Origin of the sequence: Rhodococcus sp. Leaf278 (genome assembly GCF_001426085.1) — a bacterium.
Taxonomy (GTDB): Bacteria; Actinomycetota; Actinomycetes; order Mycobacteriales; family Mycobacteriaceae; genus Rhodococcoides.
Genome location: NZ_LMRR01000044.1, coordinates 68,097 through 82,353, shown reverse-complemented (window position 1 = coordinate 82,353; position 14,257 = coordinate 68,097). Strand labels below are relative to the sequence as shown.

Sequence of the window (14,257 nt, the reverse complement as noted above, 5' to 3'; positions counted from 1 at the left end):
GAGTGCCCGTCGGCCCGGGACGCAAACCCCTACAGCCCCTTCTCGATGGCATAGCGAGTCAGTTCGACGCGGTTGGCCAGCTGCAATTTCCGCAACGTCGCCTGCACATGGTTCTCGACGGTGCGGTGACTGAGCGTCAACCGCGTCGCAATCTGCTTGGCGCTGAGCCCCTTTGCCACCAGCCGCAACACCTCGGTTTCCCGATCGGTCAGCGTCGGGCGCGTGTCGGACTCCGGTTCGGGCGACGACGACATCCGCCGGAACTCCCCGAGGACCAGGCCTGCGAGACCGGGAGTGAACACCGCTTGTCCCGCTGCGGTGGCGCGGACGGCGTCGAACAGTTCCTCCGCCGATGCGCTCTTGACCAAGTAGCCCGTCGCGCCCGCCTTGATCGCGTCGAGCACGTCGCTGCGTTCGGCAGAGGCCGAGAGAACCAGGATCTTGGTCTCGGGCGAGCCCTCCAGGACGGCAACGGTGGCGTCGGCCCCGTTGCCGTCGGGCAGATGCATGTCCATCAGCACGACGTCGGGAGTGGTGGCCCGGGCGCGGCGTCCGGCAGCGGCGACGCCGTCCGCAGTGGCGACGACTCCGAATCCGGCGGCCTCGAGATCGCGGGCGACGCCGTCACGCCACATCGGGTGATCGTCGACGACCATCACCGAGATCTCGGCATTCGTCTCCTCTGTCATCCCGGTCCTTTCGTTCGAGGAAGACGAATCTCCCATTCGGTCCCCTCACCCTCTGCGGTATCGAGTATGGCTGTGCCACCGAGGGATTCGACGCGGCCGAGTATCGATTTCGAGACGCCCATCCGGCCCTCGGCTTCGGCGGCGGCGAGCCGTCCGGCGGGAATTCCGTGGCCGTCGTCGCGGATACTGACGATCAACTCACCGTCGACATCTTCGAGCAGCACGTAGGCCTTGGCCTCGGCACCGGCATGGAGTTCGACGTTGGACAGCGCTGTTGCCACCACCGCGGCGAGATCCTCGGCCACCTCGGATTCGACGAGCACCGGATCCGCCGGAGTCGACACGGAGACAGTGGTACTCGCTTGCGTGCGCAGCAGCGCGCGCACATCCACGATCGAGCCGGTGTGATCGCCGCGTGGAGCGGCCTGTTCCGAGATCAGGACCCGCAGAGCAACTTCCTGCTCACCGGCAAGATTCGCGAGTTCGGCAGCGGGACCACCTATTTCGAGCCCCCGCCGGCGTACGAGGGCCAGTACCTGCAGCACGCCGTCGTGCACCTGCCGGGCGAGTCGTTCACGTTCTTCGGTGATGGCGGCCGATCGGGCTGCGCGACGCAGCTCTTCGTGAGCGCGTCGAGCAGTGTTCGACGCCATGCCCAGTGCCAGCCCGGCCGAGAGCAACACCGGGGCGGTGGCGTCGGACCACAGGTCGGAGTCGAAGCGATCGCGAACGAGCGCGCTGACCACCGACATCACGACACCCGATGCAATCCCGCCCTTGGGGCCCAACAGGATTGCGGCGGAGATGACGGCATTGGTGGCCCACAGCGTGGTCGGCAGGGTCTGACGGGTGCTGTACCAGTCGTATTCGGCCACCAGTCGCGTCGACGCCATCAGTGCGACGACGATGATCTGATCGGCGAGTACCACCTGCCAGCGCGGAAGCGATGCGCGCGCGAGCAGCAACGCCGATGCCCCGGACCACACGGCCATCAGCGAAACGAACACCCAGCTCAACCGTGGGTTGGTGTAGTTGTCGACGGTGGCGACCTGGTAGCTGACGGCGTAGACGAGGGTGATCAGGCGAAATGCCTGCGAGGCCCGCCACAGCGGGGTGTCGGGATCGGACGAGGTGAGCGTGGTCCGCGCCCGATCAGCCGTCTGCATCGTTCTTCTGGTCCGGAATCTTCAGCTCTCCCTTGGCAAGCCGATCGGGCTCGTCGGCACCGGGAGGGGTATGCGGATCACTCGCTTCGGCCGCGTACAGCGGGTCGGTCGGTTCCGGTTCCTCGTAGACCTCCTCCGGATCGTCGGCCAGCAGCGACCGCACGGCGGTGTTGAGAACTGCGACGATCGGTACAGCGAGCAGGCCCCCGACAATGCCGGCGAGCAGAATTCCGACGGTGATGGACAGCACCACCGCCAGTGGGTGCAGCCGTACTGCGCGTCCGAGCAGAAGCGGTTGCAGCACATGTCCTTCGAGCTGCATGACGGCGACCACGATGCCGAGGGTGATGACGGCCGTGATCAGGCCCTTCGTCACCAGGGCGATGAACACGGCGACGAATCCGGTCAGCACGGCACCGATGATGGGGATGAACGCACCGATGAAGACCAACGAGGCCAGCGGAAGAGCCAGCGGTACACCGAGAATGGCGAGACCGGCACCGATGCCGACGGCATCCGCGGCCGCCACGGCCACCGTCGCGCGGACATAACCCACGAGCGACCCGAACCCTTGGATGCCTGCTGTGCGAATCTTCCTGCGAGCCTTGCTCGGCGCGAGTCGGGTGACGAACTGCCAGATCTGATCGCCGCCGTACAGGAAGAAGATCAGCGTGAACAGGGTCAGCAACGCGCCGGTCAGAATTTCGCCGATCACCGTCGCCGTGGTGAGCGCCCCACTGGTGACTGCTTCCTGGTTGTCCTGAATGACCTTGACGAGATTGTCGGTGGCCTGCCGAATCTGGTCCTCGCTGATGTGCAGCGGTCCGTTGCTGAGCCACTCCTCGACGCTGTTGATGGATTGAGTGAATTGATCGCCCACCTGTGGCAGACCTTCGATGAACTGCTCGACGATGAAGGTCATGATCCCGGCGACAACCCCGAGGCTGGCAATGATCACGATGATCACCGCGACGGCTCTCGGCACTCCGCGTCGATGCATCCAGTCGACGATCGGTACGAGCATCGCGGCCGCCAACAGCGCGAGACCCAGGGGAATGACGACAGTGCTCAGTTTCGCCACCACATACGCAAAGGTGATGAATCCGGCGAACAGGACAAGGACTCGCCACGTCCATTCCGCCCCGACCCGCACCAGCGGGTGCACCGAATCTGCCGCCGAAGTGGGGCCCGGGGACGCCCCCGTACCTTGCGCCCGCAACTCGTCGGTGCTCACCCGCTAAATTTAACCCGTGCTGGCATCTTTCCGAGCGGTCTCGCTCACTCTGAAGAGTCGCTGGCCGCTCTATATGTTCTCGATGCTCATCGCGAACGTCTTCGGGGCCGTGCTCGTCTTCGCGTTCGTGCGGTACGGCCTGCCCATCCCCGAATCGCAATCGATCGTCGCCGACCGCGTCCGCAACGTGTACATCTTCGGTGCGTATCTGGGTGTCGCCCTGGTGGTCAGCCTGATCTACGCGTACACAATGCTGCGCTCGGTCATCAGATGGCAGCTCCGCGGTGGCCCGCCCACCCGCAAGGAACAGATGACGACGCTGCACGCGCCGTTGCGTCAGGCGATCGTGCACCTGATTCTGTGGATCATCGGCGGCATCATCTTCGTGCTGCTGACCATCGCAGAGATGCCGTCCCTGTCGATCGCGGTGATCGTCACCGTGGGCATGGCCGCCACGGTCACCTTCGGGTTCACCTACATGCTCGGTGAGCGCATCCTGCGGCCGGTCGCGGCCATGGCATTGAGCGAGGGCCGCTTCGATCGCACGATGACGCCCGGCGTCGGTACCCGCATGGCCATGACGTGGGGACTGGGCACGTTGATGCCCGTCATCGGCATCATTCTGCTGTGCGCCACCCAGCTGACCACCGATCTGGTGTTCTCCCCCAACGCGCTGGCCATCGCCATCATCCTGCTCAGTGTGCTGGCCATCGTGCAGGCCTTCGTCCTGTCGATGCTCACCGCCAGCCAGATCTCCGACCCGATCAGCCAGCTGCACCGCGCGATCGAACGCGTTCAGCGCGGCGAGACCGACGTCGAGGTCGACGTGTTCGACGGTTCCGAGATCGGCCGCCTGCAGGTCGGCTTCAACCGCATGATGGAGGAATCGGCCGAACGACGCGTGTTGCGTGAGCTGTTCGGCCAGCACGTCGGCGAGGACGTGGCGCGACGCGCTCTGCAGTTCGGAACCGAACTCGGTGGCGAGACACGATTCGTCGCGGTGCTGTTCGTGGATATGGTCGGCTCCACTGCCACCGCCTCCGAGCGCCCGCCGAGCGAGGTAGTGGTATTGCTCAACGAGTTCTTCCGCGTGGTCGTCGATGTCGTCGGGCGTCATCACGGCTTCGTCAACAAATTCATGGGCGATGCGGCCCTCGCAATCTTCGGAGCCCCTCTCGATCGTCCGGACGCCCCCACCGCCGCGCTCGCCGCGGCCCGCGAACTGCGATTCGCATTGAACGAGATCACCGGCCTCGACATCGGCATCGGCGTGTCGGCGGGCCTGGCCGTCGCCGGCAACATCGGCGCGGCCGAACGCTTCGAGTACACCGTCATCGGAGACCCCGTCAACGAGGCCTCGCGACTCACCGAGCTGGCGAAACTGCGTCCTGGACGCGTCCTGGCGTCGACCTCGGCCCTGTACTTCGCCGAAGACGAGGAACAGGAACAGTGGGAGTTGGGAGACCAGGTTCAACTGCGTGGTCGACGACGGGCCACCCACCTGGCCTGGCCGGTCGAGTATCCCGACGCCGCACCCGGCCACAGTTAGTCTGACAAGGTGCCCGACCCCAGCTCCACCCGCGGACCGGTAGAGCGGCGTCCGCGAAACCGACTCCGGTGGGTCAAGTGGATAGCTGGAATCGCCCTGGTGGCGCTGCTGGTGGGCGAGGCGATCTACCTGTGGCCGCGGCTGCACGAATCCTGGACCGCCGTCCGCGAAATCCACTGGGGTTGGCTGGCGGCCTGCGTTGTTGCTCAAGCGGTGTCACTGAGCGCATTCGGCCGAGTCCAGAAACAATTGCTCGATGCAGGCGGCGTGAAAGTACGTCAGCGAAAGTCCGTTGCCGTCATCTACGGCAGTACCGCGATGGCGCTTACCCTTCCCGCCGGACAGGTCTTCTCGACGGCGTTCACCTACCGCGAGACCCGTCGCTGGGGCGCGAGCCCGGTGGTGGCCTCGTGGCAGCTCGCCATCTCCGGCGTCATCGCCGCGGCGGGACTGGCCGTTCTGGGCGTCGCAGGCGGACTTGTGGTCGGTGGTTCGATCAACACGTTCACCGTGGTGCTACCGATCGCCGGAGTCATCTCGATCGTCGTCGCCGTCCGCTACATCTCGAATCATCCTCAGTCGATCAAGACAGTCGCGCGTTGGGGACTGCGCAAATACAACGCGTTCCGAAACCACGAGCTCGACGCCGGGGCCGAGGGCATCGACAAGATCATCGGTCAGATTCAGTCCGTTCAGCTCGGTAAACGCGACGGCGCACTCACGCTGTCGTGGTCGGCGGTGCATCGACTCGGCGACGTGGCGTGCCTGGCCTTCGCGTGCTTTGCCGTCGGCGCGGATCCACGACTGTCCGGTCTGCTCATCGCGTTCGCGGCGGGCAAGGCCGTCGGGTCCGTTCCACTCGCACCCGGTGGGCTCGTCGTGGTCGACGCGACCCTCATCGCGTTCTTGACCAGCGCTGCATCGATCACCGCGTCGCAGGCCGTCGCGTCGGCGCTGGTCTACCGCGGGGTCAGCTTCATCCTCGTCGCCATTGTCGGGTGGATCGTGTTTCTGGTGCTGTTTCGTAAGCATCAGCACGCCGATCTCGAATTCGATATCGCACTCGAACAGCAGGAGACCGCCGAGCTGCGACGCACCGACAACATCCGGGACCCGAAGGGCGAGCCGGAGCAGGCGTAAACGCCCGACTTCAGTGGCGCTCGTCACTTTTTGTTCATCCGGAATATATACGGACCCCGGTCCGCTTGTGTACTATGAGCATTGAAACTTCAACCCAATAGGAGTCACCATGACCACCGCCATCGCCCTCCCCGAGCTCACCGCAGGCACCTGGGCCATCGATCCGGCCCACTCCACCGTCGGATTCACCGTCCGCCACCTGGTGGTCAGCAAGGTCCGCGGCCGTTTCCAGGCCTTCACCGGCACCATCACCGTCGACGCCGACGGCACCCCGTCCGTCGACGCCGAGATCGACGTCACCTCGATCACGACCGACAACGCTCAGCGTGACGGCCACCTCAAGACCGCCGACTTCTTCGAGGTCGAGAAGTTCCCCACCGCAACGTTCAAGTCCACCTCGGTGAAGGCCGACGGCGGAGACTTCATCGTCACCGGTGACTTCACCCTCCACGGCGTCACCAACTCCATCGACCTGAAGCTCGAGTTCAACGGCGTCAACGCCGGTATGGGCAACGGACCGGTCGCCGGCTTCGAGGCCAGCACCGTCATCAACCGCAAGGACTTCGGCATCAGCATCGACATGCCCCTCGAGGGCGGCGGCGCAGTCGTCGGCGACAAGATCACGCTGAACCTGGAAATCGAAGCCGGACTGCAGGCGTAATTCCTTCGCGTCCCCCCCGCCCCCCATTCCGGATCAATGTCGCTTTCTTGCACTCTGACCGACTGAAACCCACATTGATCCGCCCGGGGTGCACCATCGAACGGCCCGGGGTGGACCACCGAACGGCCCGTATCGCATTCGCGGTGCGGGCCGTTCGCTGTGGGTGTCTACAGTGGGGCGCGTGAAGTTTCGATCCCCCGCAGTTGCTGCCGTCCTCGACCTTCTGATGGTCGTGCTGTTCGCCGCGATCGGTCGCCGCAGCCATGCCGAGGCCACCGCACTGTCCGGTCTGTTCCACACCGCCTGGCCGTTCGTGGTCGGTGCCGCCATCGGCTGGGTCGTCACGTTCGCGCTGTACCGCAACAAGTTCGACGCTTTTCTCATCGTCCCGACGGGCATCGTCGTGTGGGTGATGACGGTCGCTCTGGGCATGGTCCTGCGTGCGGTGACCGGGCAAGGAACTGCTGGGTCTTTCATCATCGTGGCAACCCTGGCCACCGCGGTTCTGCTGCTCGGCTGGCGCGCGTTGGCGAAATTCGTACCCAGCGCCCGCTGACGCCGAGTTCGTCGGGAACGGCCTCGGCGCGATAGGATCATCCACGGTGCGCCGGGAAGTCTGGTCGGCAACTGCTCTGTGCTGCGCACATGCCCGTCCACTCGACGGGTTCGCTCGGCACAACGTTGCTACCGAAAGGCCTTGTCACTGTGTCTGATTCACCAACTCCCACAACGCGATTGCCGCTGTTCTCCCGCGGCTCCTGGTCAGAAGCAGACCGCATGGCGCAGATCCTGCGTAAGGAGACCGTCGGCGGCGCATTGCTCCTCGTAGCCACTCTCGTCGCGTTGATCTGGGCCAACTCGCCCTGGTCCGCGGCATACGACACGCTGATGAGCACCCGCGTCGGTCCCTCGGCACTGCATCTGGACCTGACGCTCTCGACATGGGCCGCCGACGGGCTACTGGCCATCTTCTTCTTCGTCGTCGGGCTCGAACTCAAACGCGAATTCGTCGCCGGCGATCTGCGCGATCCGGCACGCGCCGCATTGCCGGTAGCCGCGGCCGTAGGCGGAATGGCGGTTCCCGCAGTCATTTTCGTACTGTTCAATCTCGGCACGGGTGACGGCGCTCTGCTCGGCTGGGCCATTCCCACCGCAACCGATATCGCGTTCGCCGTCGCCGTTCTCGCCGTGATCAGCACGCACCTTCCGACTGCGTTGCGAACCTTCCTGCTGACCCTGGCCGTGGTCGACGACCTGCTGGCCGTCAGCGTCATCGCAATCTTCTACACCGACGACATCAACTTCATCGCGCTCGGACTGATGCTGATTCCGCTGGCGCTGTTCGCCGTCGCCGTGCAGATGCGCGTCCGCTCGTGGTGGATTCTCATCCCGCTCGCGGTCGTGACCTGGGTGCTCATGCACGAGTCCGGCGTCCACGCCACCGTCGCGGGCGTTCTGCTCGGCTTCGCCGTCCCGGTGATCCGCAGCAAGGCCAACGGCGGCCCCGATGCGGGTCCCGGACTCGCCGAACACTTCGAGCACAAGATTCGGCCCATCTCCGCGGGTATCGCGGTGCCGCTCTTCGCCTTCTGCGCGGCCGGCGTGACCGTCGGCGGATTCTCCGGTCTGCGAAGCGCTCTCACCGATCCGATCGCCATCGGCATCATCGCCGGGCTCGTCATCGGTAAGGCCATCGGAATTTTCGGCACCACCTACCTGGTTTCACGCTTCACCCGGGCGACGTTGGACGCCGGACTCAAATGGCTCGACGTCTTCGGTGTCGCAATGCTCGCCGGTATCGGCTTCACGGTGTCATTGCTCATCGGCGACCTGGCGTTCGGTGAAGGAACCGAGCGCGACGACCACGTCAAGGTCGGTGTGCTGACCGGTTCGATCATTGCGGCCGCCATCGCCTCGATCATTCTGCGAACCCGCAACAAGGCGTACCGGGACTTCTACATCGAAGAGACCCGCGACGACGATCACGACGGCATCCCGGACGTGTACCAGCAGAAGAAGACGTAACGATCGTTGGAATCCGGACCGCTCGGTGACACGATGGGTCCGTGAGCGAAACCGTGCGAGAGCTGTTGGCGCGCCACATCGACGCCGGACTGATGCCGGGGGCGGTCGCGCTGCTGGGTGGCCCCGATGCAGAACCCATCGCGGTCGGGTCGTCGGCGGTGGGCGGTCCACCGATGACAGTCGACGCCATCGTCCGGATTCAGTCGATGACCAAGATCGTCACCAGCGTGGCCGCTCTGCGACTCGTGGAGGCGGGCCGACTGACGCTGGACGACGACGTCGTGCCCTGGCTTCCGGAGCTCGCCGCCCGCCCGGTGCTCACCCGCCCCGATGCCGAGCTCGACGACACCGTTCCTCGGGACCGACCGATCACGTTGCGGCACTTGCTCACCAACACCAGTGGGTACGGAATTCAGATCGAAGACACACCGCTTGCCCGCGCGATGACGGCCAACGACACCGAAGCCGGTCCCGCACCGTCTCCCCTCGGCGCGGACGAATGGCTGGCGAAGATGGCGGAACTTCCTCTGGCTTTTCAGCCCGGTGCCGGGTGGCGCTACCACCACGGTTTTGCGATCCTCGGCGTCCTCATCTCGCGCATCGTCGGTCGACCTCTGCAGGATCACCTCCGCGACGATTTGTTCGAGCCACTCGACATGCCCGACACCGGACTGTGGGTTCCGAGCGACCGGTGTCATCGCCTGACGGCGGCCTACCGGTTGGATGACGGGTCGTTGATCGAGACCGAACCCGCAGCAGGCGGGGCCTACGCGGGACCGCCCCCTGCCGACGTCAGCCACGGCGAGTTGGTGTCCACGGTGGCCGATTTCCACAGCTTTCTTCGTGGGATCGCGACGATGGTCTCCACCGAACACCTGAACCTGATGACTCACGACCGAATACCCGCGTCGATCAAGACCGACGACAGTTTCTACCCGGGATTCTGGGCGGCAACGGGCTGGGGATTCGGCGTTTCCGTCGTCACCGAGGGAGATCACCTCGGCCGTTACGGGTGGTCCGGTGGGCAGGGTACCGACTTCTTCGTCGACCCGGACGGGACGGTCGGCATCCTGCTGACGCAGACCGAATTGAGCGAAGCCACCTTCGCGTTGCTGTCGGAGTTCCAGGAACTGAGCTGAGTCCGACGACGGCACCTACAGTGGTCGCCGTGAACGAGAACCGGTGTCCGGCGTGACACACCCGCTGGCCCGTCGACTCGGCCTCGTCGATGCCGTTGTCATCGGTGTCGGCTCGATGGTCGGAGCCGGGGTGTTCGCGTCGTTCGCCCCCGCGTCGGCCGTCGCCGGAGCGGGTCTGCTGATCGGTCTTGCCATTGCCGCCCTCGTGGCGTTCTGCAACGCCACCTCGTCGGCTCAGCTCGCCGCTCAGTATCCGACGTCGGGTGGCACGTACGTCTACGGCCGTGAGCGCCTCGGTGAGTGGCCAGGATTCGTGGCCGGCTGGAGCTTCGTCATCGGCAAGACCGCGAGCTCCGCGGCCATGGCACTCGTATTCGCCGCCTACGTCGCACCTGCCGGTTACACGAAAGTCGTTGCCGCCCTGGCTGTTGTTGCATTGACAGCTGTGAACTACTTCGGCATCACCCGCACGGCGCTGCTGACGAAGATCCTGGTCGCTGCCGTACTGACCGTCCTCGTCGTGGGAGTGGTTGTGGGGCTGACCGGATCTTCCGGGCCTCCCGTCGGCGGCCTCGCAGAGTTCACCGAGAAGGGGTGGTACGGCATTCTGCAATCGGCCGGTCTGCTGTTCTTCGCCTTCGCAGGCTATGCGCGTATCGCCACGCTCGGTGAGGAAGTCACCCGACCGGAACGCACCATTCCCCGTGCCATCGTGTCCGCCCTCGGTATCGCACTTGTCGTCTACACAGTGGTTGCACTGACCCTGCTGTCGGTTCTCGGACCCGACCTACTGGCCTCGTCGACTGCGCCATTGGTCGATCTCGTCGTGGCATCGGGACATTCGTGGGCGTCGCCGGTGATGCGCGTCGGTGCCGGCCTGGCGGCGCTGGGAGCACTGCTCGCGCTGATCGCAGGCATCGGCCGCACGTCACTGGCAATGGCCAGACACGACGATCTGCCGTCGTATCTGACCGCCGTCCACCCCCGCTACTCGGTTCCGCATCGCGCCGAGATCACTCTTGCCGCAATCGTCTGCATCCTCGTTCTCCTCGTCGATCTGCGGAACGCCATCGGATTCTCGTCGTTCGGGGTATTGCTGTACTACCTGGTTGCGAACCTGAGCGCCCGTACGCAGGGACCCGAGAACCGGCGGTACCCCAAGGTTCTGCAGATCATCGGCAGCATCGGATGCGTCGTCCTGATTGCCACGCTGCCTGCCTCGTCCATCGTCGTCGGAACCGTCGTGGTCGTGCTCGGTGTTCTGTACCGCCTCGTTCGAGTTCGGCAACTGTTCACTTGACGATTGATTTGATGAACGTCAATATAGACGCATGTCGAATCAAGACCAGGAGTGCTGCTCGCCGCTGATCCGCGAACCCTTGAACGCGGATTGGGCCGGAGATCTTGCCCGCATGTTCAAAGCGCTGGGCGATCCGGTGCGCCTTCGCCTACTCAGCCTCGTGGCCAGCCACGCAGGCGGCGAAGCATGTGTCTGCGATATTTCCCCCGCCTTCGACTTGTCGCAGCCCACCATTTCCCACCACCTCAAGGTCTTGCGCGAGGCGGGGTTGCTCGACTGTGAACGACGCGGCACCTGGGTCTACTACTCGGTCGTTCCCGCTGCGCTGCAACAACTGTCGGCAGTGCTCAGCGCCGCGGAGTCCACGGAGGTCATGGCATGAGTACGACGACCGATACTGCCGTGGTCGGCAAGCTGTCCACCCTCGACCGGTTCCTGCCCGTCTGGATCGGCGTGGCGATGGTCGTCGGTCTGTTCCTGGGGCGCATGATCCCCGGACTGAACGACGCCTTGTCGTCCATTTCCATCGACGGGGTGTCGCTCCCGATCGCCATCGGACTGCTGATCATGATGTACCCGGTGCTGGCGAAGGTGCGCTACGACCGCCTGGACACCGTGACCGGCGACAAGCGACTGCTGATCGGATCGCTGGTCCTCAACTGGATCCTCGGTCCGGCCCTGATGTTCGCTCTCGCATGGCTTTTCCTTCCCGATCTGCCCGAGTACCGAACAGGCCTGATCATCGTCGGACTCGCTCGATGCATCGCGATGGTCATCATCTGGAACGACCTCGCCTGCGGAGATAGAGAAGCCGCCGCGGTTCTGGTCGCGATCAACTCGGTGTTCCAGGTGTTCATGTTCGCGGTGCTCGGATGGTTCTACCTCTCGGTGCTTCCGGGTTGGCTCGGACTCGAGCAGACCACCATCGAAGCCTCGCCGTGGCAGATCGCGAAATCGGTGCTGATCTTCCTCGGAATCCCGCTGATAGCCGGATTCGCATCTCGCTTCTTCGGCGAACGCGCCAAGGGCCGCGAGTGGTACGAGGAGAAGTTCATCCCCAGGATCGCCCCGTGGGCGCTCTACGGCCTGCTGTTCACCATCGTTATTCTCTTTGCGCTGCAGGGTGATCGGATCACCTCACAGCCACTCGACGTGGTGCGCATCGCGCTGCCACTGCTGGTGTACTTCGCAGTGATGTGGGGTGGCGGCTATGCCCTCGGAGCTGCGATGGGTCTGGGCTACGAACGCACCACCACCCTCGCATTCACCGCCGCAGGCAACAACTTCGAGCTTGCGATCGCCGTCGCCATCGCCACCTACGGCGCGACATCCGGGCAGGCGCTCGCCGGAGTCGTCGGACCACTCATCGAGGTGCCGGTACTGGTCGGCCTCGTCTACGTCTCGCTCGCACTGCGTAAGCGCTTCTCTCCGAAAACCGAACCCACAGAGGTTAACTGATGTCCGACACACTCAGCGTTCTCTTCGTCTGCGTCCACAACGCCGGTCGATCTCAGATGGCCGCCGGTTTTCTGTCCCACCTCGCCGGCGATACCGTCGAAGTGCGGTCCGCCGGTAGCGCACCCGCAGAGACCATCAATTCCGCGGCGGTCGAGGCCATGGCCGAACTCGGCATCGACATCTCGACGCAGTCTCCGAAAATTCTGACTCCGGAGGCCGTCGAGACCTCCGATGTCGTCATCACCATGGGCTGCGGCGACGCGTGCCCGGTGTTCCCGGGTGTGAGTTACCGCGACTGGGCACTGGCCGATCCGGCCGGCAAGGGCGTCGAAGCTGTCCGCCCGATTCGTGACGAGATCAAGAGCCGAATCGAAGAATTGATTGCGGAACTGGTTCCAGCGAAGCAGAGTTCGGCCTCATGACAAGACCCAGCGTGCTGTTCGTCTGCGTCAAGAACGGCGGCAAGTCTCAGATGGCGGCCGGTCTGATGCGCAAGACCGCAGGCGATTCGGTCGAGGTGCACTCGGCGGGAACCAAGCCGGCTGGAACGGTCAACGCACTGTCGGCCCAGGCTCTCCTCGAAGTCGGCGTCGACCTTTCCGGCGAACAGCCGAAGCCGATAGACCCGGACTTGGTGTCTCGCATCGACTATGTGATCACTCTCGGCAGCGAGGCAAACGTCGATCCAGTCGACGGTCCGACGTTCGAGAACTGGAACACCGACGAGCCGTCCGAACGTGGTATCGACGGCATCGAACGCATGCGTCTGGTGCGTCACGATATTGCCGCTCGCGTCGAGGAACTCGCATCTCGCATGCGCGGCACCGACGCTTGACTCGAATGAAGTACGACGTGGTGGTGATCGGCGGCGGTCAGGCAGGACTGGCCGCCGGCTACTACCTGCGACGAGCCGGGCTCGACTTCGTCATCCTCGACAACCAGACCCATGCCGGAGGCTCCTGGCAGGACTACTGGCCGTCGCTGCACCTGTTCTCACCGGCAGAGTACTCGCGACTACCCGGCTGGCCGATGCCGCCGTGGCCCAACGGTTTTCCTTCGGCATCGCACGTCGTGGACTACCTCCGGGTATACGAGAAGAAGTACGAGTTGCCGGTGCGCAGACCCGTCGAGGTGACGTCCGTGCATCGCGTCGAGGACGGCTATCGAATCGACACCGACGGCGCGTCCTATTCTGCCGCAGCCGTCATCAATGCCACTGGAACGTGGTCTCGGCCGTTCTGGCCGAGCTACCCCGGTATGCGTGACTTCGGCGGGATCCAACTGCATGCCGCCGACTACCGATCACCGGATGTGTTTGCAGGCAGGCGTGTCGGCATCGTCGGGGGCGGAAACTCGGCGGCGCAGATCCTCGCCGAGATCTCTACCGTCGCCGAGACCCTGTGGTTCACCAACCGCGAGCCCAGGTTTCTGCCCGACGATGTCGACGGCCGAGTGCTGTTCGATGTCGCCAGCGACCGCGCCCGAGCGCTGGCAGCGGGTGACACCGATACCGGCGGGGTCGCAGGCTTGGGCGACATCGTCATGGTCCCGCCGGTGAAGCAGGCCAGGGATCGCGGTGTCCTGCAGGCCCGGCCGATGTTCACGACGATCACAGCCGACGGCGTGACTGACGGGCACACGACGGAGAAACTGGATGCGATCGTCTGGTGCACCGGATTTCGGCCCGCGCTCCGACATCTTGGGCCGCTGCACCTGAGCAATGATCGAATCGCCCTGGATCGCTGGCATGTTCGGGACGAGCCCCGAGTGGTGTTCCTCGGCTACGGCGACTGGACCGGCCTTGCGTCGGCGACCTTGATCGGCGTCGGACGCACCGCGCGCGCCGCCGTGGAAGAACTTGCCCGAATCCTGACTCAGAACGAGGAAAGGTAGACA

At 64.6% G+C, this 14,257-nt stretch carries 15 protein-coding genes; 12 read left to right on the top strand and 3 right to left on the bottom strand.

Annotation, left to right across the window (positions count from 1 at the left end):
- Window positions 1–29 precede the first annotated feature (29 nt).
- Genes ASG84_RS24795 through ASG84_RS24785 form a run of 3 tightly spaced genes read right to left on the bottom strand, consistent with a single transcriptional unit; the run spans window position 30 to window position 3,089 of the window.
- Entirely contained in the window at window positions 30–689 is a 660-nt protein-coding gene (locus ASG84_RS24795) for a response regulator (protein WP_057479620.1), read from the bottom strand.
- A complete protein-coding gene (gene macS / locus ASG84_RS24790; protein ID WP_057479619.1) occupies window positions 686–1,855 on the bottom strand; it encodes a MacS family sensor histidine kinase in 1,170 nt (389 codons plus the stop codon). The genes ASG84_RS24795 and macS overlap by 4 nt, the downstream gene beginning before the upstream one ends.
- The gene (locus ASG84_RS24785; protein WP_057479618.1) at window positions 1,842–3,089 is read right to left on the bottom strand and encodes an AI-2E family transporter; all 1,248 of its coding nucleotides are present in this window, start codon (window positions 3,087–3,089) and stop codon (window positions 1,842–1,844) included. Before ASG84_RS24785 ends, macS begins: the two co-directional genes overlap by 14 nt.
- Before the next feature lie 73 nt (window positions 3,090–3,162).
- On the opposite strand from ASG84_RS24785, the gene ASG84_RS24780 reads away from it, so the two are divergent.
- The 12 genes from ASG84_RS24780 to ASG84_RS24725 all read left to right on the top strand — a co-directional run bounded on the left by ASG84_RS24780 (window position 3,163) and on the right by ASG84_RS24725 (window position 14,254).
- Window positions 3,163–4,638 carry an adenylate/guanylate cyclase domain-containing protein gene (locus tag ASG84_RS24780; RefSeq protein ID WP_057479729.1) on the top strand — a complete coding sequence of 492 codons (1,476 nt, stop codon included), beginning with the start codon at window positions 3,163–3,165 and terminating at the stop codon, window positions 4,636–4,638.
- A 9-nt stretch (window positions 4,639–4,647) separates the two neighbouring features.
- A complete protein-coding gene (locus ASG84_RS24775) occupies window positions 4,648–5,778 on the top strand; it encodes a TIGR00374 family protein (RefSeq protein ID WP_057479617.1) in 1,131 nt (376 codons plus the stop codon).
- A 109-nt stretch (window positions 5,779–5,887) separates the two neighbouring features.
- Window positions 5,888–6,439, top strand: coding sequence for a YceI family protein (locus tag ASG84_RS24770; protein WP_057479616.1), 552 nt, complete (start codon window positions 5,888–5,890; stop codon window positions 6,437–6,439).
- A gap of 181 nt (window positions 6,440–6,620) precedes the next feature.
- The gene (locus ASG84_RS24765) at window positions 6,621–6,995 is read left to right on the top strand and encodes a DUF3054 domain-containing protein (protein WP_082521226.1); all 375 of its coding nucleotides are present in this window, start codon (window positions 6,621–6,623) and stop codon (window positions 6,993–6,995) included.
- A gap of 221 nt (window positions 6,996–7,216) precedes the next feature.
- Window positions 7,217–8,464 (top strand): Na+/H+ antiporter NhaA, encoded by a 1,248-nt coding sequence (gene nhaA, locus ASG84_RS24760; protein WP_442971036.1) that lies wholly within the window; start codon window positions 7,217–7,219, stop codon window positions 8,462–8,464.
- 41 nt (window positions 8,465–8,505) lie between these two features.
- Window positions 8,506–9,603 carry a serine hydrolase domain-containing protein gene (locus ASG84_RS24755; RefSeq protein ID WP_057479613.1) on the top strand — a complete coding sequence of 366 codons (1,098 nt, stop codon included), beginning with the start codon at window positions 8,506–8,508 and terminating at the stop codon, window positions 9,601–9,603.
- A 52-nt stretch (window positions 9,604–9,655) separates the two neighbouring features.
- On the top strand, window positions 9,656–10,903 hold the full coding sequence (locus ASG84_RS24750) for an APC family permease (protein ID WP_057479728.1): 1,248 nt from the start codon (window positions 9,656–9,658) through the stop codon (window positions 10,901–10,903).
- Between the two features lie 31 nt (window positions 10,904–10,934).
- Complete coding sequence (locus tag ASG84_RS24745) at window positions 10,935–11,285, top strand: ArsR/SmtB family transcription factor (RefSeq protein WP_057479612.1); 351 nt, start codon at window positions 10,935–10,937, stop codon at window positions 11,283–11,285.
- The gene (gene arsB / locus ASG84_RS24740) at window positions 11,282–12,361 is read left to right on the top strand and encodes an ACR3 family arsenite efflux transporter (RefSeq protein ID WP_057479611.1); all 1,080 of its coding nucleotides are present in this window, start codon (window positions 11,282–11,284) and stop codon (window positions 12,359–12,361) included. The genes ASG84_RS24745 and arsB overlap by 4 nt, the downstream gene beginning before the upstream one ends.
- The gene (locus ASG84_RS24735) at window positions 12,361–12,783 is read left to right on the top strand and encodes an arsenate reductase ArsC (RefSeq protein ID WP_057479610.1); all 423 of its coding nucleotides are present in this window, start codon (window positions 12,361–12,363) and stop codon (window positions 12,781–12,783) included. Before arsB ends, ASG84_RS24735 begins: the two co-directional genes overlap by 1 nt.
- A complete protein-coding gene (locus ASG84_RS24730; protein WP_057479609.1) occupies window positions 12,780–13,196 on the top strand; it encodes an arsenate-mycothiol transferase ArsC in 417 nt (138 codons plus the stop codon). Before ASG84_RS24735 ends, ASG84_RS24730 begins: the two co-directional genes overlap by 4 nt.
- A gap of 5 nt (window positions 13,197–13,201) precedes the next feature.
- On the top strand, window positions 13,202–14,254 hold the full coding sequence (locus ASG84_RS24725) for an ArsO family NAD(P)H-dependent flavin-containing monooxygenase (protein ID WP_057479608.1): 1,053 nt from the start codon (window positions 13,202–13,204) through the stop codon (window positions 14,252–14,254).
- The last annotated feature ends 3 nt before the right edge of the window (window positions 14,255–14,257 follow it).